Origin of the sequence: Flavisphingomonas formosensis (assembly GCF_009755815.1) — a bacterium.
GTDB lineage: Bacteria > Pseudomonadota > Alphaproteobacteria > Sphingomonadales > Sphingomonadaceae > Flavisphingomonas > Flavisphingomonas formosensis.
In genome coordinates, this window is the sequence record NZ_WRPK01000009.1 from 1 (window position 1) to 24,623 (window position 24,623).

Genomic DNA, 24,623 nt, shown 5'->3' on the forward strand with positions numbered 1-24,623 from the left:
CCTATCCGAAGATCACCGATGACCACCCGCGAAGCTGACCGGCCGCTACAGCGCCTGCGATGAGCGCGCGACCGGTTAGCTTCGCTACCGTCGAGCTACACCATCACCGGGGACACGACCCCACAGAACCGGCCAATGTCGTGGCCAAGCGCTATGGCATCAGCGACGAGACAGTCCGCAAGTGGCGCAAGCGTGGCGAGCAGGCGGTCCTGGATCGCTCAAGCCGACCCCGCCGTCTTGCGTGGGCGAGGAGCGAGGAAGAACGCGCGATCATCTGCGCCGTACGCAGGGCGACCGGCTTCGCCCTGGATGATCTCGCCTTTGTCCTCCGGCACTTCCTGCCACGCCTCAATCGCGACAGCATCTACCGGGTACTCAAGGCTGAAGGGCTCAATCGACAGCCGCCCAAACCCACGGTGCAGCCCCGCAAAGGGCAAGGTCGCTTCAACGACTATGATCTGGGCTTCGTCCACATCGACGTGAAGCATCTGCCCAAATTGCGGACGGTCGACGGTGAGACTCGCAAGCGCTTACTCTATGTCGCCATCGATCGCTGCTCCCGGTTCGTCCATTTGGACGTTTATGACGCCGAGAATGCCACCAACGCGATGGCCTTCCTCAAGGCCGCCAGCAAGGCTTTCCCCTTCCGCATCACCCATGTGCTGACGGACAGGGGATCCTGCTTCGCCGCTGAGGATTTTGAACACGCCTGCGCGAAGATCAAAGTCATTCACCGCATGACGCGGCCCTATACGCCTCAAACAAATGGCATGGTCGAACGCTTCAACGGCCGCATCGCCAGTGAGGTACTCGGCATCAATGTCGCCGGCCATGCTGACCTTGAAATCCTGCTGACTGGCTTCAACCGCGCTTACAACCAACGAAGGCAGCGTGCGCTTCAGGGCAGTTCACCATCTCAGAAGGTAGAGGAGCGGATCGGGCTCATCCCCTCTCTCGCCAATCCTCTTTACAAGCCGATCGCATCAGACGATCTCATGATCCAAATCGACGACGTGCTCTATTACGCCAATGATGTGTCGCAACCAGACAAATAGATCGCTTCACTATCCTGGATTTGGATACAGCGACGCAAGTTGCATCGTAAGACGATATATGCGTCGTACCGCATTTATACTGTATTGCTGATCGTTCGTACTCCGGTAATCCTGATCGTCCGCTTTTTGGACCGGCGAGATCATATGCAAATATGGATGCCCTCCGATAAAAATCTCCAAGAATGGACGCTGGCGGAGCTTTATGCCGCGCTGGACCTGATTGATGATCTGATCGGTCCACAGGCAATGAGCATTGCTGGAGAAATTGACCGTCGCGCTCGTCCGAAAAGCCGTCGCAGCTTATCGTCGAAGCTCACCTCCCGTCCGTGGCATCCAGATTGGACCTAACGGGGATTGCGGACCCGATTAGGTTAGGGAATTACAGGCGGAACTGATGACCGCGGCTGAGCCCGGATCGCTTGTTCCGAAGAGTATAGCCGGCGTCTAGCTGAGCTAGATCGGCGGCTCTCTCGAGAGATCGAGATTCGCAAAACGATTCAGCTATCGCCGGAGGATCTGGAGCTGCTGGTGCTAACCGGCGCGCATGAGGTATTCTCAAGACCGGTGACCGAAGACCTGCGTCAGCGAGCGCTGCAACGGATGGCTGAGAAGGACCGGAACGCCGATTCCGGCTCGTAACGGCGTCCACAATGCCAAGCTGGATACGAAAGAGCGTAGCGGCATGAATTATAGAGCAGCCCTGCTCATCCCACGTGTTGAGTATGCCAAGGCCAGCGCCGAGCACAGCAATTGCGAGAGTTACGTAGGCCATCCAGCCACCAGGGTCAGCCATCTATGCCGCCTCAAGGTGCGGGATCTTCTCCAACTCGTCCGCCATCTCGGCAGCATCAATCCGGAGGTCATGAGCCTGCTGCATGCGCAGCCACAGTTCCGGGGTGGTGCCGAACATCTTTGCGAGGCGAAGCGCCATCTGCGAGGTAATGGGCTTCCTCTCGCCGAGGATGTCATAGAGGTGCTGGCGCGACACGCCGAGCAGCCGAGCAATCTCGGCCTTGGGCTTGCCGACTGCGGGCAGGATGTCCTCACGCAGAATTTCGCCCGGGTGCGTCGGTGGCAGTCCGGCCGTCATGGGGTTGATCATGTTAGTCTCCTCGGCGGGTTTGGTTTAGTGGTAGTCTTCTAGGTCAACGTCGATCGCGTCCATGTCGTCCCACGCGAAGGTGAGGCGCCAGTTTCCCGTGACTCTGCATGACCATCGCTTCGGGTCCGTAGCGAGACCGTGGAAGTGATAGCCCGGCAGGTTCATGTCCTCCGGGATCGGGGCTGCATCGAGGGCGGCGAGCATGCGCCGCAACCGGTCCACGTTTTGGATAGGCAGCTTCGATGCGTCGCCCTTCTCGGCGAACAGCCTTAGCGGCTTGGAGCGATAGGAACGGATCATGTGTAAGCATATGGCTTACATCGTGCAAAATGTCAACACATTGCTTACACTTAAAGCGCTGTCGGGGTGTCAGCCTCAACCCAGCCCGCAACGGGCAGCATCTTTGCTGGATTGCTATCAACAAGATGAGAGCGTTCACTATGTATTCGGCCCCGCACTCAAAGCACGAGGTTCTGACGGTCTCCCGTAGGGGGCCTGGGCGGATCACGCCTATGCCCTCGTCGAGGAGATCCGGCGCCGCATAAAGCACGAGCATAGATTTCTTGAGTAGTGCTTGCAGGCCGTGCGCCACAGCAGACCCGTTTCGATCTCGCCGGACGAATGGACGGCTCCGTGATGTCGCGCGGCTGTCTTCGCGGCGGCGAGGGAGGAGAGGCGCAAGGCGGCTGCCCGCTTGCGCGGGCACCGTTGCTCTATCTCCGCGCCGCTTGGGCGGCGCTCCGACCGAGCTTCGGCTCCGCCGAATCTCGTCTCTGTGGGTGACGATCAACTGCCGGAAGAAAAGCACAGTGAGACCGGCCCGCATTCGTCGCCATGATTGTCGTTGCGCGGAGCAAGGGTTGTTTGGTCGATCGCAAGATCAGCGGTGAATGTCCGCGTCGAAGGGCAGTGGGCGGAGCGGTGCACCTGGGTTTTGCGAAGAGGTAGAGCGCCGGGCTCTGCTGGTCGGCGGTGGCGGGAAATCCCTCTGGCGCAGCGTGGACGGGCAGGGCGGGACATAGAGGAGAGACGGTTTTTGGCGGGTGTCGCTTCGGGATTGGCCGGAGCGATGAACGTCAAAGGACTGTGTCATGAACATTGGTGAATTCAAGCTGAGCAACGGCCGTCTGCTGGGTTCGATCGCAACCCGTACGATCGACCTTCCCCGTCTGGGCCTGCGTCCGGTCGAGAGCGCCAATGACAAGGCGCCGCTCTACGAGATCGTCGCGCTCAACGTCGGCAATCGCTGGGTCCAGGTCGGCGCGCTGTGGGAAGCGGTCGTCAAGAATACCACGGGAGCGCCGAGATCGCCTGGGGCTGAGGGTGTCAGATAATTTGTGTAAGAGGGTTTGCGGGTCCCATTGTTGATAGGAAGGGATCTGTAATTTGGAGAAGCTCGGCGGTTGTCCCTTGAGGGTTTCAAGGATCTGTCCGCACTCGCCGGCCCGGAGGTCGGTGGTGCTGTATCGGGTCTCACAAGGCCGGACGTTGCATTGACTCGAAGCGGGCTTGGAAGCCCATCCGGTAACCTTCGCAGATCGTCCGTCCCTGCGTTCCCTCGCGGGACACCGCCATCAGGTCAGCTCGAGAGCATCACCGCTGGCATCTGGATACTATCTCATCTCAGGCCTCGAACAAGGTCCCGTCGCGCAGCATAGCGTGCATGATGACGGCGAGGCGACGGGCGAGTGCGACGCGGGCCTTTCGCAGGCCGCGCCGCTTGGCGATCTTTAGCGCCCAGCTCTTCAGCGCGAAGGTCTGGCGCGTACGTGTCAGAATGGAGTTGGCCGCCTCGTAGAGGAGCTTTCGCACCGTGCTGTCGCCCTGCTTGGTAATGCGACCGGTCCAGTCGAGCTCGCCAGACTGATGCCGACGCGGAACGAGGCCGAAGTAGGCGCCCGCCGTTCGTGATCGCTTGAACCGATTGGCATCATCAACGGCGGCAGCAAACGCGGCCGAAGTCTGCACTCCCACACCCGGGATGCTCATCAGGGTCTGGCAAGCGGGAGAGACAACACTGATCGTCTTGAGCTGGCGATCCAGCTGCCGGATCTCATCAACCAAGCGTTCGCGTGCGCGGAGTAGCGACGCCACCGCCTCGCCAAGGCCGGGGATCGAGGCGGTCACTCGCATCCGCGCGAGGAACCTCTCGCCCTGGCCAACCCCGAGCCTGATACCGAAGGTGGCGCAGAGCCCGCGGATCGTGTTGTCAAGCCGGACGCGCGCTTCGACCAAATGTCCGCGTGCAGTGATCACCGACCGGACGCCATGCGCCGCCGGCGATTTGACGTGCACCTCCTTATAGAAGCCGGTGCGCGCCAGCTGGGCAAGCCCAGCGGCATCGTGCAGATCGGTCTTGTTGGCCTTCATCGCCTTCAGGCTCTGGTGAGCCTGGCGGGCATCGATGCAGACGATGGCGACGCCCAATTCGCGCAGGCCCAACGCGATTGACGGCGTCATCCGACCTGTCTCGATCACTGCGCGATCAACAGGTCCATAGCGTTCCAACGCAGCGGCGATCGCTTCTGGCGTGCTGTCCACGCAAGCCGCGCCAAGCTTGCATCCATCGGCGTCGACGACGCAGATGTGCGATGTTTCCATCGACAGATCGATTCCGGCATAGTGCTTCATGGCTGCTTCCTTCCTTCAGGTCCGACAACCAGAAGGTGCGCCGCTCAGCCGGCCTGAGGAAGCAGCCACAAATTACACGATGACTCGAAGATGACACGAGAGATCAAGCCCGAGCTGTTGGACGAGTTGCTATCCGGACTGTCGAAGCCGGATGATCTGCTGGGCGACGATGGGCTGTTCCGTCAGCTGAAGAAGGCGCTGATGGAGCGCGCACTTGGCGGCGAGCTGACGCATCACCTAGGCTACGAGAAGGGCGATCCCGGTGGCCGGGGGAGCGGGAACAGCCGCAATGGCCATTCGAGCAAGACGGTACTGACGGAGGAAGGCGAGATCGACCTGTCGATCCCGCGCGATCGGGCGGGCACGTTCGAGCCGCAGCTGGTGCCGAAGGGGGTGACGCGGCTGGACGGTTTCGATGCGAAGATCATCAGCCTGTACGCGCGTGGTCTGACGGTGCGCGAGATCCAGGGTCATCTGAAGGAGATATACGGGACGGAGGTCTCGCCGGACCTGATCAGCCGGGTGACCGACGCGGTGCTCGAGGAGGTCAGGGAGTGGCAGTCGCGGCCGCTGGACACCTGCTATCCGATCGTCTTCTTCGACGCGTTGCGCGTGAAGATCCGGGACGAGGGACTGGTCCGCAACAAGGCGGTCTATGTCGCGCTGGCGCTGGACATGGAGGGTCACAAGCACGTCCTCGGGCTGTGGATCGAGCAGAGCGAGGGCGCGAAGTTCTGGCTGAAGGTGATGAACGACCTGAAGACGCGCGGCCTGGCCGATATCCTGATCGCCGTGGTCGACGGGCTCAGAGGCTTCCCCGAGGCGATCGGTGCGACTTTCCCGGAGACGACTGTCCAGACGTGCATCGTCCACCTGATCCGCAACTCGCTGGCGTTCGTGTCGTGGAAAGATCGCAAGCAGATCATGCCCGATCTGAAGGCGATCTACCGCGCCGAAAGCGCCGAGGCGGCGCTCGACCGGCTGGCCGATTTGGAGGCCGCCTGGGGCACCCGCTATCCGGCGATCGGCGACGGCTGGCGCCGCGCCTGGGAGCATGTGATCCCGCTGTTCGCCTTCCCGCCGGACATCCGCAAGATGATCTACACGACGAATGCGCTCGAGAGCCTCAACCGGTCGCTCCGCAAGATCATCAAGACCCGCGGCAGCTTTCCGAACGACGAGGCGGCGATGAAGCTGCTCTATCTGGCGATCCAGAACGCCGGCATCCATTGGCGAAGGCCGATTGAATGGACCGCTGCCATGGGGCAGTTTGCAATCCTGTTCGGCGACCGCTTCGCGCTCTCAGCTCGCTGAGAGCGCGATCAATGACCCGCCAACACACTTACACAGAATTTCGGACACTCCCCGCGCTTTCCGGGCAGAGCGACCTCGTCCAGGCGATCCGTCTCTCCACCCAGGACACTATCTCGCGCGCGGGCGACCAGATCACCTCGCGCAACCTCGCCGTGCAGCCGACGATCACCATCCGGCCCGGCGCGCGCGTGCTGCTCACCGTCCACAAGGATCTCATCCTCGCGCCGTGGCGCGGATAGGAGGCATTTATGCCCGACCTCAAATTGCCTCGCCTGCCGAAGCGGACGCCGGTCAAGCTGACGATCCATCTCCCGCCCGATCTTCATCAGACATTGGAGGACTATGCTGCGGCCTATGCCGAGGCATATAGACAAAGGGAAGCGGTGGCTGAGCTGATCCCGGCCATCGTCGCATCCTTCCTCGCATCGGATCGGGCCTTCTCGGCCGTCCGCAAGGGAAAGGGAGCTGGCCGCCATGGCAGCTGAGCACGACCGCGCTCAATCGCCCGAACCGGTCACGGTGCGGATTCCCGAGGCGATGCGTATGCTCGGACTGGGCCGTTCCAAGCTCTATGAGCTGATCGGTGACGGTCAGATTGCCACGATCAAGGTCGGCCGATCCAGGCTGGTAGTGATGCGCAGCATCCACGACTTTGTAGAGCAGCAGACCCCCTGAAGCCTCAAGGTGCTTGGGGGCCGCTTCGTCGCTTCGATGTTCGCGCGCGCGGGAAGCGCTCGACGGTCAGTCCGCGGAAGTCGCTTGTTTGAGCGCCTCCAGATGGTCGGACCACCACTGGGCCATTTCGACGCGTTCTTGCCAATGGGCTCCACGATGATAGGCGGCTCGGACCTTGTCGCCCATCCCGTGCGCGAGCGCCCTCTCGATAGCGTCCGATGACCATTTGCCCGATCCATTGAGGAGGGTGCTCGCCATTGCACGAAAGCCGTGGGCGGTCATCTCTTGGCTTGAGTAGCCGAGCCGCCTCAGCGCCGCGTTCAGCGTGTTTTCCGACAGCGGGCGGCGGCGCGTCCTCAGGGATGGGAACACAAATCCGTTTGGACCGGTGATAGCCCGTGCTTCTCGCAGGATCGCGACCGACTGGCGCGACAGCGGCACGTGATGTTCCTTGCCCATTTTCATTTTTCATGCCGGGATCGTCCAAAGGCCAGTTTCGATGTCGATTTCGGCCCATGTTGCGTGGCGAAGTTCTCCGGGACGGACGAAGACGTGCGGCGCCAGAAGCAACGCAAGTCGCGTCATGCCCTGGCCTTCATAGCCGTCGATGGCACGGAGCAGACTACCGACGCGCGTGGCATCCGTAATGGCGCCATAATGCGTGACACGAGGCGAGGAGAGCGCTCCCTTGAGATCGCGGGTAGGGTCGGAGGTAAGACGGGCTGTTGCGACCGCGTAACGGAAAACCGCGCTGGCAAGCTGCAATGTGCGCCGAGCGCTCTCGAGATTGCCCGCGCTCTCGATCTTTCGGACCGCGGCGAGCACATCCGCAGGCGTAATGTCCGCGATCGGCATGCTACCGAGCGGGCGAGTGAGCTGGCCGAGAAGATATTCCGAGCGTTTCGCAGTTGCCGGTGCCCATGCCTTGGTGCCGTCCCGTTTGCGTTTCGCGCAATATTCTGCAGCGATAATGGCAAAGCTGTTCGCCGCTGCCGAGCGGGAACGGTAGCGGGAATCGAAGTAAGGTTACTATCCATCTTTTATAATTGGATTTTTATCCCCTATATTTCGAGAGTGGCCCCAAGATGGCCCCATACCCGAATAAGCTTGTCATTAGTCTACGCATATCCAAGAATGTCCGAGGTGTTTGAACCCCCTACGAACGAAGCACCCGTCTGTAGTCTCATATGGACCTGCCATGCTTCAGCTGTGCGGCACATCCTCCATCACTGTGGCGGCATAGGCACCCGCTTCCATATTGGGGGCAGCCGCGAGCTTGATAGCCTCATCGAGGCTGCCGAACTGGGCAGGATGCACGTGCCTCGTCGGCACATCGAACGGCCGCGGAGGTGCCGAGCCCGATCAGTATGACCCTGCGGCGAAGCCGGACGAGTTCGGCGAGCCCACCATCCAATCCGTTCAAAACCCATGCCTTCGCATAGGCGGGGGCTGGCCCAGAATGCTGCGAGATGGATCGTACGTAGCCGCGGATTCGCCCGTATGCTGGGCGTGGCGTCGCGATTGGCGCGAATACCATGCGGATCGGTGTCTGGATCATAGTCCAGAGCAACGGAGGAAGAATACGGGACGCCTCCCTCAGTCCCCGGCGATCAGCTCCGCCCCCAGCATCGTCGTCGCGATTGTCGGATCATTGCCGATATGCGCGCGCGCGGCGCTGAGATCGAGCCAAGCACGCGCGACCGGGGAGTCGAGCTCGATGGCGCGCGCGCCCTGCAGCAGCATCAGCGCATCGACCTTGGCCGCGAGATTGCGCAGCGCCGCGGTGAGCTGAGACCGACAAAGCCAAGCCTCGCGCAGCGGAACGATCGTGTCGGCCGAGACGTGGCGCTGGAGCATCGTGATATGCCGATCGTACATCGCCTCGACCGTGTCGATCTCCGCAAGCAGCCGCGCGGCCGCCTGCTGCGCGGCCGGATCCTCCTTTGCCACCTTGCCCGACAGTGGCGAGACACGCGCCCGGGTGACGTCGAGAAAGCTGGCAAGCGCGCCGCGCGCAGCGCCCACCGCCCAGTTGGAGATAGAGCTGGCGAACAGATAGAGCCAGGGCATGCGATAGAGCGGCGAACCCGGGCGATCCTCGCTTCGCCGGTTCTGGATGCCGGGATCGAGCGTGAAGCTGCGGTGGACGGGGACGAAGATGTCCTGGGCGACGATGTCGTTGCTGCCCGTGCCGCGCAGGCCGAAGGTGTGCCAGACGTCGCGTATCTCGAAATCCTCGCGCGGCACCAGGAAGAGGGTGAGGCCGGGCGGGCTGGCCGGCGACGAGAGCTTCGCGCCGAGCATCGTCCAGCGCGCATGGCTGCTGCCGCTGGAGAAGCTCCAACGCCCGCTCAACCGATAGCCGCCTTCGGCCGGCACCGCGGAGCCCACCGGCGCGAAGGAGGAGCAGACCAGCGCCCGCGGATCCTCGCCCCACACATCGGCCTGCGCGCGCTCGTCGAATAGCGCCAGGACGAAGGCCTGGACGCAGAGCACGCCATAGACCCACGCCGTCGACCCGCAGACCTCGGCGATGCGGTTCTGCAGCGCGTAGAAGCAGCGAGGATCGGCCTCGAAGCCACCCCAGCGGCGCGGCTGGAACAGGCGGATCAGATCGGCCCGGCGTAGTGCCTCGATCGTTGCGGCCGGAAGATCGCGTTGCGCATATGCATCCGGGATGAGGCGCGCAACCGTGGGGAGGATGGGGGACAGTCGTTCTGCAAGGTCGATGGAACTGCTCGGCGGCTTGTCTTCGGTCATCAACATGGCGTCGTCCCGTGCCTCCGATCGCTGAGGGCACGATAGCATCGGTGGGCGGCAATGCCCGTGCCCCGGCGGGAAAGCGTGGATGTCTCGGGTGGTAAGGCTGGGGTGAGCCAGCTGGCGCGCGCCGCCCTCATCCTCGCCGCCCAAGGACGAACAGAACGCCCTACCGTCCCCGCCACAGCGGCTTGCGCTTCTCCAGGAATGCGCTTGCATCCTCGGTTGCAAAGACCTCGTCGGCGACGCGGACCTCGATCGCGAAAGCCTGGGCCACTGAGTCAGCCTTGAAGCCAGGAGCCATCAAAGGCGTTGCGGCGCTCGTAGCGATCGAGCGTGATCAGGACGATATGGTCCTGCTTCTCATAATGGACGGCCATGGCGTCACTGCTCCAGCAGGCGATCGCGCAGACGCTCGCGGCCCGCGGCGTCGAGGCCGGTCGCGTCGAGATAGGCGTCGAGCGAGCCGGCGCGATCCTCGATCTCGTCGAGGAAGGCGGTGAGATAGGAGGGGCGGACATCGAGCAGATGCTCGGCGAGCGGCAGCGGGAGCGCCCAGCCATGATGCGTGCGCACCGTCTCGACCAAGGCCGGGGCCATCGCCATCAGGCCTGGCTCGCGGCTGGAGCGCATGAAGTCCGCGATGATGGCGTCGCGCGGCACCCCCAGCGCATGCTGGATCAGCGCCACGACCATGCCGGTCCGGTCCTTGCCGGCAGTGCAGTGGACCAGCACGCGCCCGTCTGCGTCGGGCAGGCGCGTCAGGAGGCGCCTGAGCAGCGGCTGATAATGCGGGTCGAAGGGTAGCTCGCGATAGAGCTGCTCGTAAAGGCGGTCGCTGATCGCCTCGTTGAGCGTGCCGGCGCGCAGCGGTGCCATGTGCGGTGCCTCCAGATCGGGGCCGCCGTCATGGACGAGGACGTTCACCGCATGGTCGGCGGGCCAGGGCGAGGGCTCCTGATCGCGCTCGCCGCGGTAGCGCAGGTCGCCGATCAATGCGAAGGAGAAGCCGAGCAGCCGATCGAGTTCGGCCGGGCTGGCGCGGTGCGGCGCGCCCGAGCGGTAGAGCCGGTCGTGGCGGACGCGGCCGCCGAAACGGGACGGCATGCCCCCGAAGTCGCGGAAGTTCACGATGTCCTGCACTGCGGGCTCTCCTTTCTCAGAAGCGGTGTGGCCGGCCGTGCGCCGATCATCGGCTGGTGCACAAGGCCGCTGCGCGGGCGCGGACGAACTGGCGCAGGCCGGCCAATTCCGCGTCGCTCAGCTCGCCGAAGCGCGGCATGCCGTTCTCGACGAGCGCACCGTCGCGCACGATCGCCGCGAACGCTTCGGCCGAGTGCGGCACGTCCGAGCTGCGCAGGTCGGGCGCGGTGCCGCCAGCCTGGGCATCGATGCCGTGACAAGCTACGCAGCGCAGGTTGAACAGTGCGCCGCCGCGCGTCGCCAGCGCAGGATCGGGGCGATAGTCCGGATCGGCCGGCGCGGCGAGCGGCGGCGTCTCGGGCGGCGGGGGCAAGGCGGCGGTGCCGCCGATGCGAAAGCTGAGGATGCGCTTCATCTGGGTGCGCGCATCGATCCGGACGCCGCCCAGCGCGCGGGCGTCGACGCCCGCTGTCGTGCCCATGCCGACGAGCACGGTGACATATTGGACGCCGCCGGCGCGATAGGTGATCGGCGCCGCGACGACCGCGGCCTGCGCGGCGAACTGCCAGAGTCGGCGGCCACTGTCCGCCGCATAGGCGCTGAGCCGGCCGTCGATCTCTCCCTGGAAGACGAGATTGCCGCCGGTGGCGAGGATGCCGCCGTTGAAGCCGCCGAGAGTGGGAACCGACCAGGCTTTGCGTTGCGTGACTGGATCCCAAGCGAGCAGCGCACTTGTGTTCTGGAGCGGATCCTTCAGCGCAAGGTCGAACGTTTCGCCGAGGCCGGGCGCATTGTGGTCGGGCCGCTTCCAGTTCTTCAGGTCGACATTGCGATCGGAGTAGATCGCGCCGGCTTCCAGCTTGGGAATATAGACGAGGCCGGTCTTCGGGCTGAACGCGCTCGGCATCCAGCTGTGGGCGCCGCGCTCGCTCGGCCAGAGCTCGAAGCTCTTCCCGTCGGGGAAGCGCGCGCCCGGCGTCTCGATCGGCCGGCCGGTGGCAAGGTCGATGCGGCTCGCCCAGGTGACCTTGGCGATCTTCTCGGCCGAGATCAGCTTTCCGTCGGTACGGTCGATCACATAGAGGAAGCCGTTCTTCGGCGCCTGGATCAGCACCTTGCGCATCCGACCGGCGATGCGGAGGTCGGCGAGATGCATGTCCATCGCCGCGTTGAAATCCCAGGTCTCGCCGGGATTGACCTGATAATGCCATCTGTAGCGCCCGGTCTTCGCGTCGAGCGCAACGATCGAGCAGAGGAAGAGATTGTCGCCGCCGCCGGGGCTGCGAATCTTCTGGTTCCACGGCGCGCCATTGCCGGTGCCGACGAAGACGGTGTCGGTTTCGGCATCATAGGCGAAGGCGTTCCACGCGGTGCCGCCGCCGCCATGCTCCCACCAGCGGCCGGTCCAGGTCTTGGCGGCCATCGCCTGTGCCTCGTCCTCGAAGCCGTCCGCCGGGTTGCCGGGCACGATGTAGAAGCGCCAGAGCTGCTTGCCCGTCGCGGCGTCATAGGTGGTGACATAGCCGCGCGTGTCGGCGCTGTCGGCGCCGCCCTGGCCGATGATCACCTTGCCGTCGAAGACGCGCGGCGCGCCGGTGATGAAGCGGCCGTCGCCCGGCAGGGTGGTCTGCGCGCTCCAGATCTCGGTGCCGGTCTTCGCATCGAGCGCGACGAGGCGGCCGTCCTGAGTTCCGGTGTAAAGTTTCCCGTCCCACCAGGCGATGCCGCGTATCCCCCAGGCTACGCGCAGCTTGTCGCCGGCGACATCGGCGACGCGCGTGTCATGCTCCCAGAGCAGCTTGCCAGTGGCGGCATCGAGCGCGCGGACCACGCTGAGCCCGCTCGAGACGTACAGCACGCCGTCCACCGCGACGGGAATGGATGCGGGGTTGCCGGGACCGAGGTCATAGGACCAGGCGAGCGAGAGCCGCGCGACATTGCCGGCGTTGATCGCGTCGAGCGGGTTGTAATGCTGCTCGCCATAGGTGCGGCCATAGCCGGGCCAGTCGGTGCCGTCGGATGTGTCGCGAAGCTGCGCGTCGGGGGCAGGAGGGGAGGCGGGCCCAGGCTGCTGGGAAAGCGCTAAGCCGCCGAGTAGGATCGCCGAGGTGACGGCGAGGCGCGCCAGGCCCCCTATTCTTGAGCCGCGCGGTCGCATCGTTCTTTCTCCACGCATCCCCGCCCATCCGGTCCTCTTGTCTGCGGCGATCCTGCGTGCGGGGCACGGGCGTGATCAACCGACGTCGTGGTAGGCGTGCCGCTCACTATTATGCGGAGCGACCACGATGCTGCGGCATTTCTCTCCTCGCGCGAGCGGGAAAGGAACCGCGAAGCCATCACGCCAGCGTGGCCAGCGCCGCGGGTGAATAGGGCAGCAGCGCGTCCTCCGCCCCGGCGCGAATCTTGGCGGGCCAGTCGGGATCGACGATCAGCGCGCGGCCGACCGCGACAAGATCGAAATCGCCACGGTCGAGCAGGGTCAGCAGCTGTGCGAGATTGGGCTCGGTGGCGCTCGGCTCACCGCGCAGTGTGACCAGCATCTCCTGCTGGAGCGTCACCGAGCCGACCGTGATTGTCGGCGTGCCGGACAGCTTCTTCACCCATCCCGCAAGGTTCAGGTCGGTGCCGAACTCGCCCTCCCAGAAGCGACGCTGCGAGCAGTGGAAGATGTCGACTCCGGCATCGACCAGCGGCGCGAGGAAGCGTTCGAGATCGGCGGGCGTCTCGGCCAGCTTGGCTGCATAATCGTGCATCTTCCATTGCGAGATGCGCAGCACGATCGGAAAGCCGGGTGCGGTCGCGGCGCGGATGCCGCGCACGATGTCCGCCGCGAAACGGGTGCGCGCCGCGAGATCCCCGCCATAATGATCCTCGCGCAAATTGGTCGCGTGCCAGAAGAACTGGTCGAACAGATAGCCATGCGCGGCGTGGAGCTCGACCCCGTCGAAGCCCAGCCGATAGGCGGAAGCAGCGGCCTCCACATAGGCGGCGCCGACCGCCTCGATCTCCTCGATCGTCGCCGGCCTGTCCAGCGGCCGTGGCATCACGCCGAGCGCGCCGACCATGCCCGAAGGGCCGACCTGCCGGTCCACGCCGCTGTCGGTGTCGGTGAAGAGTCCTTCCAGCTCGGTCTTGGCGGTCTGGCCGATGTGCCAGAGCTGCGGCATGATCTTGCCGCCTGCGGCATGGACCTCGTCCACCACGCGCTGCCAGCCGGCGAGCGCGTCCATGCCGTAGAAGCGCGGCACGTCGGGCTCGTTCGAAGCGCTGGGATGCGGGATCCAGGTGCCTTCGGTGATGATCAGGCCGACGCCGCCTTCCGCGCGCCGCCGATAATAGGCCGCGACGTCTGCGCCGGGCACGCCGCCCGGCGAGAGGCAGCGGGTCATCGGCGCCATGACGATGCGGTTGGGCAGGGAAAGGCCGCCGGCTTCGAACGGCCGGAACAGCGTCTCGGCCATGCGAGCGAGGTCGGCGCGGGTTGGCTTGGCCACGTCTTGAGCTCCTGCAGTCGGGGCGACCGGCATCTGCCTTAGGTCGCGGTCCCGGCACGACAAATATCCCGACGCAATCGCCTTCTAGCCTGCAGCCGCACTTCTTTCCTTGCAGCAGCCGTCTTTGACGCGGTCTCTTAACCCCCGTTCCGGGGAAGAACAGAAAGACTAGCGTCTTGGCCCGCGGCCGAAGAAAGCGGGGCCGACGAGTTCGCCCTCCGCCTCGATCTCACGGACGATATGGGCGCGGATCTGCGCGCGGATTGCCTGATAGGCCGGATCATCGCCGCGTTCGGCGCGTAGTCCTTGCAGGCGTGCCAAAGCAAGGTGCAGCGCCTCGCGCAACGCTCTTGCCTCAAGGGTCAGATCATCGAGCGAGGCTGTGGCGTCGCACGTCGGAGCGGTCTCGAGCGCGGCAGTCACCACGGCCGCGGCCTCGCTATCCCCGGCAGAACGGTGATACTCCGCCATCTGGCCGAGCAGCCTCCGCAACGCCGCATCGTCCGCGATCAGCATCGCGCCCTCCCGCTCGATCCGCACGCGGACGAAGTTGAGCAGATGGCGGACCGTAGCGAGCGCGCTGCGCCCGTTCACATCGCCGAGCGAGGGCTCGACCTTCGAGACCAGGGTCGCGTCGATCACGCGCAGTAAGTCGGTCGCGGAAACGGTGATCATAAAGGTGCCTCGATCGTCTCATGGAGCTCTGCCAGCGCGGAGGCGGGCGGAGGATCGGACAGCCCCATCGCAGCGATCAGGCCGCGGCGGCAGATATAGCCGACCTCGGTGCCGGTCCACGCCTGACGGATCTCGGCAAGGCCGGGATGGGTGCGCGTCGCCGTGCCCGCCTTCTCGCTCATCGCGATCAGCCGCATCGAGCGCAGCACGCCGTAGAAGCGCACCGCCTCGATCGTCACGGCGATGCCGCTGACCGATCGATAATGGTCCAGCGCCTGCGCCATGCCCCAGATCTTGCGGCCGTCGCGCTCCAATTCGGGCGCGAGATATTGCATGAAGGCGAAATCGGCCGCGGGATCGCCGATCGAGGCTTCCTCCCAGTCGCTCATCGCGACCAGCGTCGTGCCCTTGAAGACCTCCTCGCCGAAACCGTTAGTGCCCTTGCACAGCGAGATGCGGGGGGCGACCGGCGCGTGATCGTGCAGCCATTCGGCGACCTCGAGCATCACCGGCATGCCGCTGCCGCGCACCGCCTCGAACTGTTTCATCGTGAGGTCGATATAATGATGTGCGCAGTCCGCCTCGTCGCGCGGCGCGGACAGGCGGCGATCGAAGCCGAGGCCCTTCCAGTCGACCTGATGGACGAGGGCGAGCTTGGCGATATGCTCCTTCGAGATAGCGATGCGCAGATCGTCGTATCTGGGGTCCGGATCGAGGAAGCCGGGGATGTTCCAGCTCCCCTCCACCTTGCGCCGGACATAGAAGGGCGTGTCGGTCCAGGCCGGATCCTCTTCCCAGAACAGCGCCTTGGCGACGGGGACATCGGTATGGCCCAGCCGCTCATACATGAAATATTCCTGGTCGAGCGAGGTCGGCTCGATACTGCCAGCAGCGAGGTCGGTGCGGAAGACCAGCGTCTCTGCGGTGCCCCGGTGTTCGACGTCGACGAACCAGGTCTGGCGCGACGTTCCGCGCGAGAAACGCTCCACCGCGGTGATCGCCAGGGGCTCGCCGAGCTTATGAGTGAGGTAGCGCTGAAGATGGTCGGGGCTGAAATCCATCGCGGTCTCGTTTCATGTCTTGCGTTTAAGACCCTCCCCTTCAGAGGAGGGGCTTATGGTCTCACCCGAACCCATAGGGTCGGTAGGCTCCGTTGATGAACAGCTCGATCTGCCCCGACCCGGTGCTGATGCTGCCGTCGGGTGCATAGGTGGTAATCCTCGAGAGATATTCGACGCCGTAGATCTTGCCCGAATAGACCGCGCCCTGCTTCATGCTGTCGGGCTGGTTCTTGCCGGCCTCGCCATAGGGCGTGAAATCGAAGGGCTGCTCGCGGAAGTCGAAATGATCCCATTCGGTCGCGAGCTCCTCGGAGCCGTGATAGGTGTGGAAGCTGCCGCCATCCTTCCAGCTGCCCGGCGTATAGCCCATGGTCTGCGTCACCCAGGGCGGCGCGGCGGTCTCGAACGTCTGTTTCCATTCGCGCCCTTCGGCATCCGTGAGCAAGAGGGTGGCCGTCTTGAGCACCTTGGAGGGGCTGCCGTCGGGCAGCGTCTCGAACGTCATCTCATGCCGGCCGGCGACGAGATCGACGGTCTCCTCGCTCCAGCCCCTAAACAGCTTGCCGGCAAACGGCGTGCCGAACACGTCGTTGAACTTGCGCTGCTCGCCCTCCGCATCCTCATGGAGATGATAGAAGCCGGACCAGTCGCCGGTCTTGAACACCGCCCAGAAGCGCAGCGCACGCTGGGGGCCGCTGTCCTCGCGGGGCGGCAGCCATTTGGGATCGGGCGCGACGGGAGGACGCTCGACATAGAGGCCCCAGCTATGGTCGCGCACCGCGACCCAGCCGGGCTGGCCGACGTCCCAGCGCCGGCCGGGCCATTCGAGCCAACCCTCCGGCACGCCGGGCTGCGAGTAGCGGCGCTGGTCGGTCGTCCGGCGGCCGCGATTGGTGGCGGTGTGATGCTCTTCGAGGAAGGCGGGGGAGGTGCCCTTCCACAGGAAATCGAAGGCGATGCCGCTGTCATTCTCCTCCAGCACGAGGCGGATGACCTTCAAGGGCTCGATCACTTCCATCCGGAACGGGCCGACCCGGATGGTGAAATCGCGCCGCCAGCAGCGGCTGAAGCGGAAGGTGCGTTGCACGCCTGCGACGTTGATCAGCGCATAGCCGCCGATCATGTCGGTGTTGGGATTGATCCGGAAGCCGGTGCAGAACATCACCTGCTCATCCGGGTTCATGATGCCGAAATAATAGCCCTCGTCCCAATTGAGGTCGGTCGACGGGACATGGCTGAACGGCTGCGGCACCTGGTGACAGGGGAATTCGTCATAGGGCGTCAGGATGTCCATGGTGGCTCCTTGCGGGTCAGCGAGATCAGTAGGAGAAGCTCGCCCGCACGCCATAGGTGCGGGGCCGTGCCGGCGCGGTGTAGGCGCCGAACGGCGCGGAGGTCTGGCGGCCTAGTGAGTAGCGCTCGTTGAACAGATTATCGACGTAGAAGCCGAGCCGGTAATGATCGTCGCCCGGCCCGATGCTGCCGCTCAGATTGGCGACGGTATAGGCCGGCTCACGATCGAGCCGCAGCGGGCCGCCGGCGCCGGGGACATGGTCGAACTTCGCCGAATAGCGGACCACGCCCGACAGGTCGGCGCGCCAGTCGTTCCACACTGGCAGCCTCATGGTGAAGCCGGCGAAGCCGGTCCATTTCGGCGCGCGATTGAGCGGGAAGCCCGACAGATCCTCGACGACGCTGCCGAGGCCGACAGCGTTGGGACTGCCGACCGGCACGGGGTTGCCCGCCGCGTCGACCGGGCCTGCCAGCGAGGCATTCTCGAACTTGCGGTAGCGCGCGCGCAGATAGCTGCCGCCGCCGAAGATCTGCAGCCAGGGTGTCGCCTGGAACGATGAGTCGAGCTCCACGCCCTTGCCGCGCGCGGCGGCAGCGTTGCGGATCACGCCGCCGCCCGAGCGCACGACGTCGACGATCGTCACCTGGATGTTGCTGTAGCGATAGTAGAAGGCGGCCAGATTGACGCGAAGCTTTCGATCGGGAGAGACGAATTTCGCGCCGACCTCGTAATTCTTGATGTTCTCGGGAAGCACCGGATCCAGCGTGGTGAAGGCCGGCGCGGTGAAGCCGCCCGCCTTGAAGCCTTCGCTGTAGCTTGCATAGAGGTTGAGGATGTCGGCGTCATAGGCGATGACGAAGCGCGGCGTGAAGCTGCGGAAGGATGAATCCGCGCCGAAATTGAGCACGCCCGAGCCACCGGCGAAGACGAGGTTGCCGGCGACGTTGGTTCGCCCGTCCAGCTTCTTGTGATCATAGGTATAGCGGCCGCCGGCGGTGAGCTTCAGGCGGCGGATCGGCGATACGCTGAGCTCGGCGAAGGCGGAGACGGAGGTAGTCTTCACCCCATTGAAGGCGGTCGGCAGTATGCCGGGGATGACGGTGCGGAAAGCCGCGCCGTCGGCGATCAGGCTGTAATAGCCGTCGTCATAGAGATAGGAGGCACCCATCAATATGTCCCACCAGCTTCCCGACTGGGTGGAGACGGTGAGATCCTGCGAATAGGTCTTGCCGCCCGTCGGCGCGGTATAGGCGAAGAAGTCGCCGCGCGAATAATCCTGGTCGGACCGGGCTACCTCCTTCTGGTTGCGATAATTGGTGACGCTCTCGACATTCACCATGCCGGAATTATACTTGATTCGTAGATTCGCGCTCGTCGCCTTGACGGTCGGCTGGCCGATGAAATCGAGATCGGTCTGGAAATAGCCGAGCGAGCTGCCGCCGCGCGCTCCGGGCACGACCGCGCAGGCGAGGCAATAGGGTGCGTCGAGCACCTGATGCTCGGGCAGGATCGGCGTTCGGACATTGCTATGCTCGACGGTGAGGACGGCGGTGAGATCGTCGGCCGGCTGCCATTTCAGCTTGCCGCGCACGTCCCACGACCGCGTCTTACCGATCTTGCTGTCGGTCGCGACGTTATAGACATAGGCACCGTCGCGCTTGTAGCGGCCCGCGAAGCGCGCCGAAAGCGTGTCGGTCAGCGGCACGTTCACGACCAGGTCGGTGAGGACATGGTTGAATCGGCCATATTCGGCCGTACCCTGGATCTTGAACTTGTCCGTCGGATCGGCGGTGTTGATCAGGATCGCGCCGCCGGTGGCGTTGCGGCCGTAGAGCGTGCCCTGCGGACCTTTCAGGACCTGGACGCTCCCGACGTCGAGCAGATCGAAGATCACGCCTGAGGCGCGCTCGAGATATGCGCCGTCGACATAGGTGGCGACTGCGTTCTCGAGGCCGGCAGTGGTGAAGTTCGATCCCACGCCGCGAATGAAGAGCTGGGCAAAGCCATAGCCGGTATTGAAGGTCAGGTTCGGCGTGACCGACTGGATATTCTCGATCGTCCGGAGGTTGAGCTGCTGCACTTGCTGCGGGCCGACCGCGGTGATCGCGATCGGCACCTTCTGAGCGCTTTCCGAGCGGCGCTGCGCGGTGACGACGATCTCGCCCGTGTCGCGCACGGGCGCGTTCGCGACGTCGGGTGACGGCGCTGCGGGGGTGCCCTGCGCGGCAGCGATGCCGGGTGTGGCGATCAGGCCGGCGGTGGCAAGCCAGCGGATGAGGTGACGGTTGGTCCGCGTCGACATGGAATTCTCCCCTTCGCTCCGGCCTTCTCTTTGATCTTGGCGCTGGCCGGCGCACGCCAGGTTTGCATGAGGCGGTGTCGCGGCACCCTGCGGCGCGCGAAGCCCTGCTGCTTTAGGCGCAGCCGGGGCGCCTCGACATGTCCGTGGCGGCTAGGGTTCTTTAATGGCGCGGAAGGATTTGGGGTGTTGTGTGATCACCAGTCCAAGCCCCTCCCCGGAAGGGGAAGGGCTTATGCCTTCGATGAATCGATGTCCCCGTCACGGCCAACCGCCTTGCCGGCAAGCCAGAAGAGCAGTGCTGACACCGGCAGCAGCGGGCAGAGCGAGAGCATCCCTGCGGTGATCCCCGCTGCTGCCGCTTCGTGGCAGCCGCTATCGGCCATGTCCTTGCAGAGAGCGGCGAAGCGGGCGGGCGCTGCCCCATCGAAGCTGTTCGCCGCCACATAGTCGCTCACCGATCCGATGATCGGCGGGCCGAGGCCGAGTCCGATGAGGTTGATGATGAGGAAGAGTACCGCCGCCGCCGTCGCCCGCATGCGCGGACCTGCGATGGCGTGGACCTGTGCGAAGGTGGGGGCGATATAGGTGTAGAGGCAGGCGGTGCCGAGCATCAGCAGCGCCGTCGCGAGCCACAATTGCCCGACCAGGAAGCCGGCGGTGAAACAGGGCGCCGCGATGGCCATCGTCACGGCCGGCATCCAGCCATAATGACGCCGGTCACGCTGGGCGAAATGATCCGCGGCGAAGCCGCCGAACAGGGTGCCGGCCCCGGCCGCCGCGCCGTTGATCAGGCCGGATATCAGCCCGACCTCGCCGAGATCGAGGCGATGGACACGGATCAGGAAGGGCGCCACGAAGGCGGCGGCACCGTAGCCGACCAGCACCACCAGTGCCGCGCCGCCCGCGAACCGGCGGAACACCGCGCTTGCGCCCAGCGTGCGGAGCACCGTCCAGACATCTGGTGGATCGGGATCGGCTGGCGCCTCGTCGAATCGCCCGCGCGGCACATTGGGGATCAGCCGCAGCACGGCGAGGACGAGCAGGAAGCCCGCCGGGCCAAGGATCAGGAAAGCCGCGCGCCAGCCCCATTGCGCCGCGAGCCAGCCGGACAGCGCCGCGCCCAGGAAGGCGCCGACCGGCACACCGAAGGTGTAGACCGAGATGGCGCGCCCGCGGCGCGACGGCGGGAACAGGTCAGCGATCAGCGAATGGGACGCGGGATTTCCGCCGGCCTCGCCGATGCTGACGCCGATCCGGGCGACGAGGAGCTGCGCATAGCTTTGGCAAAGGCCGCAGACCATCGTCATCAGCGACCAGAAGAAGAGGCATAGCGCGATCAGGCGGGATCGGCTGTAGCGCTCGGCAAGCCGCGCAATCGGCAGGCTCATCAGCGCATAGAGCACCGCGAACACCGGCCCGCTCAGAAGGCCAAGCTGCCAGTCGGACAGCGCCAGCTCGCGCTTGATCGGTTCCTGCAGCACGCCAAGCGCGGTGCGGTCGATATAGCTCATCATATAGGTGAGCAGCAGGACGAAGAGCGCGGCGTTCGCCTGCCGTGCGGTGATCGACGTGGCCCTAGTCTCCATCGCGGCCGTCGATCCGATCCAGCGAGGCCAGCACCTGCTTGCCGAGCGCGGTCGGCACCATCAGGAAATCGCCTGCGCTGGTCGAGAGGCCGGCATCGAGGATCGCATAATAGGCCCACCACAATTCGTCGGGCATATGCCCGCGGTCGCGTGCGGGCAGCGAACGGAGCGCGGCCCGCTCGCCCGCGGTGAGCGCAACGGCGATGGCGGCCGGATCGGCGGTCAAAACAGCACCTCATGGTTGAGCAACGCGGAAGGATCGAGCGCGGAGCGGACGCGCCGCATCACGTCCAGGGCGCCGGGAGAGACATGCTCGGGCAGGAATTCGCGCTTGAACCGGCCTACGCCATGCTCCGCGCTCAGCGCGCCGCCATGCTCCTTGACCACCGCATAGACGCAGCGCTCGACCTCCGTCTCGCGGGTGAACGTATCGGGGCCGACATGCACGCCGACATGGAGGTTGTTGTCGCCGAGATGGCCGAAGGTCACGGTCCGGACCGTCTCGAAGCGCGACGTCAGCGCGGCACGCGCGGCTTCGACGAAACTCTCGGCGGCACGCTCTTCGATCGAGACGTCGAAGGAGACGAAGGAGCCCAGCGTGCGCACCAGCACCTCGGAGGCTTCGCGCACGCGCCACAGCTCGGCGATCTGCTGGCCGGAACCGGCGACCACCGCGTCGGCGATCAGCCCGGCGTCATGCGCTTCGCCGAGAAACGCGTCGAATTGTACCCGATCGACCTCCTCGGCGTGGCCCATCACCTCGACAAGGACATAATATGGATGAGCGGGGGGCAGCGGATCGCGGCCCGTGCCGCTAGTGGCGACCAGACGGTAATAGTCGCTCCACATCACCTCGAAGGCGGAGAGCGTGGCAAGGCGCCGCGCGCGCCCGAGGAGATCGAGCACCGATGCAAAATCGGGCAGCGCAAGCAGGGCCGCCGATTGGCTGGACGGTGCCGGCACCAACTTCAGCACCGCGCGGGTGACGACGCCGAGCGTGCCTTCCGATCCGATGAAGAGCTGTTTCACGTCATAGCCGCTATTGTTCTTCACCAGCCGGTTCATCGCCGAGACGATCGTCCCGTCCGCGAGCACCGCCTCCAGCCCCAGCACATTGGCGCGGGTCATTCCCCAGCGCACGACGCGGTTGCCGCCGGCATTGGTAGCGATGGTGCCGCCAATGGTGGCGCTGCCCTTCGCGCCCAGGTCGATCGGATAGAGCAGCCCATCGGCAGCCACCGCATCCTGCACCGCCTCCAGCGTGGCGCCAGCCTGCACGACGACGCTCATGCCGATCGCGTCGATCTCCTCGATCTGTGCGAAGCGCTCGAGCGAGAGGATGATCTCGTCGAGCCCGGCATAAGCGCCGCCGGCAACGCCGGTGCGGCCACCATGCGTCACCACCCGCTGGCCGCGTGCATGGCAGAAGGCGAGCACGCGCGACACCTCTCCGGTGGAGGCTGGCCGGACGATCACACCGCCTTCCGGTGGCACGTCGCGGAACGGATCGCAGGAGCGGGTGGCGACATCCGCGCCGAGCAGCAGGCCGCGCTGCCCGACGATCCCCCGCAGGCCGGCAACGAGATCGTCCGTGACCGGGCGGGCGGCAGCTGCCATCAGCGGTGTTCCGTGTCCCGCCGGATCTGAATCAGCTCGATCGCATAGCCATCCGGATCCTTGACGAAGGCGAGCTCGGGCGCACCGGCCATCATCGTCTTGGGCGCGGTCACCGGCTCGCCGCCGTGGTCGCCTAGCCGCGCATACATAGCGGCCACGTCCGGCACGCCGATCGCGATATGGCCATAGCCGGAGCCGTGCGTATAGGGCGTCTCGGTGTCCCAATTATAGGTGAGCTCGATCGCCGCAGGGCCGTCGCGATAGCCGGCGAAGGAGAGGAACAGGATCGAGAAGCGCCCCTGCTCGAAATCATAACGATCGAGCAAGGTCATGCCGAGCCCGTCGCAATAGAAGCGCAGGGATTTCTCTACATCGCGCACACGCAGCATGCTGTGCAGCAGGCGCGGCCGATCGGCCGTCTCGCCCCACACCCAGAGCGGATCGATCTTGTCGGTTTCGGCGGCAGTCGCCACGGCAGGCCTCTCAGAGATGAACGCGCCCGCGAGTGTAGTCGCGGGCGCGCTCGAGGAGTTTACCGGTTCCGCATCGCCGTTTGACCGACGCCGCAAAGCGCCGCCCGGCGATCAGGCGGCAATACGCCGATCCTGATCCTGCCAGCTGCCGTCGCTCGCCTCCATCGCCGCATCGCCTTCGAGATGCGCGGCGCGATATTCGCGCGGCGGGCAGCCATAGGTGGACTTGAACATGCGGCTGAAATGCGCCGCGCTCTTGAAGCCGGACATATAGGCGATCTCATGGATCGGATAATCGCGAGTGCTCGGCGCCACCAGCCAGTCGCGGGCCTTCGGCAGCCGGTTCTTCCAGAGCAGCTCCGAGAAGGAGGTGTTGTTTGCCTTCAGCAGATAGCAGAGATAGCGCGGAGAGATGCCACAGCTCGACGCGACCTTATCATAGCACAGGTCCGGATCGGTCAGGTTCATGAGGATATAGTTCTCGATATCCTGGAGCCTGCGGTCGACGACGCGCTGGCGGCGAGGCATGTCGATGTTGCGGGCGCGCAGATTGTCCGCGATCGCCTCCAGCAGGCTTTCTACCATCGGCTTGCAGGCCTGGCGGCTCAGCCGCTCGCCATTCTCGACGAGCAACTCGAGCAGGCGGTGGACCACCTTGCCCTCGGGGGTGTCGAGGCTGAATGCATCGGTGAACTTGTCCGCCTCCTGGAGATGCGCCAGGAACAGGTCCGGCGGCACGATCGCCTGATAGGATTCGTGCAGTCCGTCGCCCTCCGGATGGAGCGAGGCGGAGAAGGGCACGTTGGAATCGAGGATGCCGGCTTCGCCCGCGCGGATCACGCAGACGCCCTGGGTGCGCACGATCTTCAGCGAGCCCTGACGAACGAACCAGATAACGCGGAAGCCGACGCGGTTGTTGCGGATATGTTGCGACGTGCGACGGTAGGAAAGCGTCGTACGCGATGTGAGATGGGTAAGCGAAATCGGATAGTGCAGTGCCTTCTCGAACAAGAGGTCGGACATGTCTCCGCCTGCCATGTCGAGGTCGCCGTCATAGAATTCGCGACGGGAGATATCGGCCCATGCGTTGCGCGCATTTTGCGCCGCTCTGCCGAAGTTCGAAAACAAGCGTTCCATCGCTTCCTCTCCTCATCCGGCGACTTGTCCTGCCCCGGGTCTGTTTCTCAACGACGCGATTGACGGCCGATGGCCATTTCATATCTGCTGTTGCATTGCAGCAGGAGACAAGAGCGGAAGCGTCAATATTCCACTTTTGCCCCGGCTCAGGCCATGAGCAGACAAGAACCGCGTTGACAGGAATGATTATTCACACAGGGGAATGGTCCGTCAAGAGGCGCAACGGGGCTAGGATCGAAGGAGATTGCGCGGCGTGTCATCAAAGGCACAGGCCGATTCCGCAGCGGAACGATTTCCCCGCATT

24 protein-coding genes and 2 pseudogenes are annotated in these 24,623 nt (G+C 64.7%); 7 read left to right on the forward strand and 19 right to left on the reverse strand.

All coding sequences use genetic code 11. From position 1 onward, the window contains the following. Positions 1-122: 122 nt before the first annotated feature. A pseudogene (locus tag GQY20_RS22095) lies at positions 123-1,055 on the forward strand (IS481 family transposase); the annotation flags it as partial. Between the two features lie 39 nt (positions 1,056-1,094). Next, positions 1,095-1,403: a hypothetical protein gene (locus tag GQY20_RS22100; protein WP_157219334.1), complete on the forward strand. Its 309-nt coding sequence runs from the start codon at positions 1,095-1,097 to the stop codon at positions 1,401-1,403. A gap of 445 nt (positions 1,404-1,848) precedes the next feature. Here GQY20_RS22100 and GQY20_RS22105 read toward each other — a convergent pair whose 3' ends face one another. Beyond that, on the reverse strand, positions 1,849-2,157 hold the full coding sequence (locus GQY20_RS22105) for a HigA family addiction module antitoxin (RefSeq protein ID WP_157219335.1): 309 nt from the start codon (positions 2,155-2,157) through the stop codon (positions 1,849-1,851). 24 nt (positions 2,158-2,181) lie between these two features. Continuing rightward, a complete protein-coding gene (locus tag GQY20_RS22110; RefSeq protein WP_157219336.1) occupies positions 2,182-2,457 on the reverse strand; it encodes a type II toxin-antitoxin system RelE/ParE family toxin in 276 nt (91 codons plus the stop codon). Positions 2,458-3,248: 791 nt separating this feature from the next. Here GQY20_RS22110 and GQY20_RS22115 point away from each other — a divergent pair. Further along, a pseudogene (locus GQY20_RS22115) lies at positions 3,249-3,449 on the forward strand (DUF736 family protein); the annotation flags it as partial. Positions 3,450-3,780: 331 nt separating this feature from the next. On the opposite strand, the gene GQY20_RS22120 reads toward GQY20_RS22115, so the two are convergent. After that, entirely contained in the window at positions 3,781-4,788 is a 1,008-nt protein-coding gene (locus GQY20_RS22120; protein ID WP_157219338.1) for an IS110 family RNA-guided transposase, read from the reverse strand. Positions 4,789-4,878: 90 nt separating this feature from the next. Here GQY20_RS22120 and GQY20_RS22125 point away from each other — a divergent pair, with 90 nt between their 5' ends. Genes GQY20_RS22125 through GQY20_RS22140 form a run of 4 tightly spaced genes read left to right on the forward strand, consistent with a single transcriptional unit; the run spans position 4,879 to position 6,777 of the window. After that, entirely contained in the window at positions 4,879-6,102 is a 1,224-nt protein-coding gene (locus GQY20_RS22125; protein ID WP_157219339.1) for an IS256 family transposase, read from the forward strand. An 11-nt stretch (positions 6,103-6,113) separates the two neighbouring features. Next, positions 6,114-6,341: a TrbI/VirB10 family protein gene (locus GQY20_RS22130; protein ID WP_332836106.1), complete on the forward strand. Its 228-nt coding sequence runs from the start codon at positions 6,114-6,116 to the stop codon at positions 6,339-6,341. 9 nt (positions 6,342-6,350) lie between these two features. After that, positions 6,351-6,587 carry a DUF2274 domain-containing protein gene (locus GQY20_RS22135; RefSeq protein ID WP_157219340.1) on the forward strand — a complete coding sequence of 79 codons (237 nt, stop codon included), beginning with the start codon at positions 6,351-6,353 and terminating at the stop codon, positions 6,585-6,587. Then, positions 6,577-6,777, forward strand: a complete 201-nt coding sequence (locus GQY20_RS22140) for a helix-turn-helix domain-containing protein (RefSeq protein ID WP_157219341.1) — start codon at positions 6,577-6,579, stop codon at positions 6,775-6,777. Before GQY20_RS22135 ends, GQY20_RS22140 begins: the two co-directional genes overlap by 11 nt. Positions 6,778-6,843: 66 nt before the next feature. On the opposite strand, the gene GQY20_RS32955 is transcribed toward GQY20_RS22140, so the two are convergent. The 16 genes from GQY20_RS32955 to GQY20_RS22210 all read right to left on the reverse strand — a co-directional run bounded on the left by GQY20_RS32955 (position 6,844) and on the right by GQY20_RS22210 (position 24,319). Further along, positions 6,844-7,236 (reverse strand): tyrosine-type recombinase/integrase, encoded by a 393-nt coding sequence (locus GQY20_RS32955; protein ID WP_332836107.1) that lies wholly within the window; start codon positions 7,234-7,236, stop codon positions 6,844-6,846. A 9-nt stretch (positions 7,237-7,245) separates the two neighbouring features. Next, a complete protein-coding gene (locus tag GQY20_RS32960) occupies positions 7,246-7,749 on the reverse strand; it encodes a tyrosine-type recombinase/integrase (protein ID WP_408641135.1) in 504 nt (167 codons plus the stop codon). A 231-nt stretch (positions 7,750-7,980) separates the two neighbouring features. Then, positions 7,981-8,109 carry a hypothetical protein gene (locus tag GQY20_RS32855; RefSeq protein WP_269769773.1) on the reverse strand — a complete coding sequence of 43 codons (129 nt, stop codon included), beginning with the start codon at positions 8,107-8,109 and terminating at the stop codon, positions 7,981-7,983. Positions 8,110-8,373: 264 nt separating this feature from the next. Next, on the reverse strand, positions 8,374-9,543 hold the full coding sequence (locus GQY20_RS22150) for an acyl-CoA dehydrogenase family protein (RefSeq protein ID WP_157219342.1): 1,170 nt from the start codon (positions 9,541-9,543) through the stop codon (positions 8,374-8,376). 378 nt (positions 9,544-9,921) lie between these two features. Continuing rightward, positions 9,922-10,680: a tyrosine-protein phosphatase gene (locus tag GQY20_RS22155; RefSeq protein WP_157219343.1), complete on the reverse strand. Its 759-nt coding sequence runs from the start codon at positions 10,678-10,680 to the stop codon at positions 9,922-9,924. 46 nt (positions 10,681-10,726) lie between these two features. After that, positions 10,727-12,838, reverse strand: coding sequence for a PQQ-dependent dehydrogenase, methanol/ethanol family (locus tag GQY20_RS22160; RefSeq protein ID WP_157219344.1), 2,112 nt, complete (start codon positions 12,836-12,838; stop codon positions 10,727-10,729). Positions 12,839-13,016: 178 nt separating this feature from the next. Next, entirely contained in the window at positions 13,017-14,174 is a 1,158-nt protein-coding gene (locus GQY20_RS22165) for an NADH:flavin oxidoreductase (protein ID WP_232476193.1), read from the reverse strand. Between the two features lie 168 nt (positions 14,175-14,342). Beyond that, the gene (locus tag GQY20_RS22170) at positions 14,343-14,849 is read right to left on the reverse strand and encodes a hypothetical protein (RefSeq protein WP_157219346.1); all 507 of its coding nucleotides are present in this window, start codon (positions 14,847-14,849) and stop codon (positions 14,343-14,345) included. Further along, positions 14,846-15,910, reverse strand: coding sequence for a phosphotransferase family protein (locus GQY20_RS22175; RefSeq protein ID WP_157219347.1), 1,065 nt, complete (start codon positions 15,908-15,910; stop codon positions 14,846-14,848). Before GQY20_RS22175 ends, GQY20_RS22170 begins: the two co-directional genes overlap by 4 nt. 61 nt (positions 15,911-15,971) lie before the next feature. Next, a complete protein-coding gene (locus GQY20_RS22180) occupies positions 15,972-17,204 on the reverse strand; it encodes a hypothetical protein (protein ID WP_198351122.1) in 1,233 nt (410 codons plus the stop codon). Positions 17,205-17,229: 25 nt separating this feature from the next. After that, positions 17,230-19,506 carry a TonB-dependent receptor gene (locus GQY20_RS22185; protein WP_157219348.1) on the reverse strand — a complete coding sequence of 759 codons (2,277 nt, stop codon included), beginning with the start codon at positions 19,504-19,506 and terminating at the stop codon, positions 17,230-17,232. Between the two features lie 230 nt (positions 19,507-19,736). Further along, positions 19,737-21,092 (reverse strand): spinster family MFS transporter, encoded by a 1,356-nt coding sequence (locus GQY20_RS22190; protein WP_157219349.1) that lies wholly within the window; start codon positions 21,090-21,092, stop codon positions 19,737-19,739. Then, positions 21,082-21,318, reverse strand: a complete 237-nt coding sequence (locus GQY20_RS22195; RefSeq protein ID WP_157219350.1) for a hypothetical protein — start codon at positions 21,316-21,318, stop codon at positions 21,082-21,084. The genes GQY20_RS22190 and GQY20_RS22195 overlap by 11 nt, the downstream gene beginning before the upstream one ends. Further along, positions 21,315-22,709, reverse strand: a complete 1,395-nt coding sequence (locus GQY20_RS22200) for an FAD-binding oxidoreductase (RefSeq protein WP_157219351.1) — start codon at positions 22,707-22,709, stop codon at positions 21,315-21,317. Before GQY20_RS22200 ends, GQY20_RS22195 begins: the two co-directional genes overlap by 4 nt. Further along, complete coding sequence (gene gloA / locus GQY20_RS22205; RefSeq protein ID WP_232476194.1) at positions 22,709-23,182, reverse strand: lactoylglutathione lyase; 474 nt, start codon at positions 23,180-23,182, stop codon at positions 22,709-22,711. Before gloA ends, GQY20_RS22200 begins: the two co-directional genes overlap by 1 nt. 111 nt (positions 23,183-23,293) lie before the next feature. Next, positions 23,294-24,319, reverse strand: a complete 1,026-nt coding sequence (locus GQY20_RS22210) for a helix-turn-helix transcriptional regulator (RefSeq protein ID WP_157219352.1) — start codon at positions 24,317-24,319, stop codon at positions 23,294-23,296. Positions 24,320-24,623: the final 304 nt, after the last annotated feature.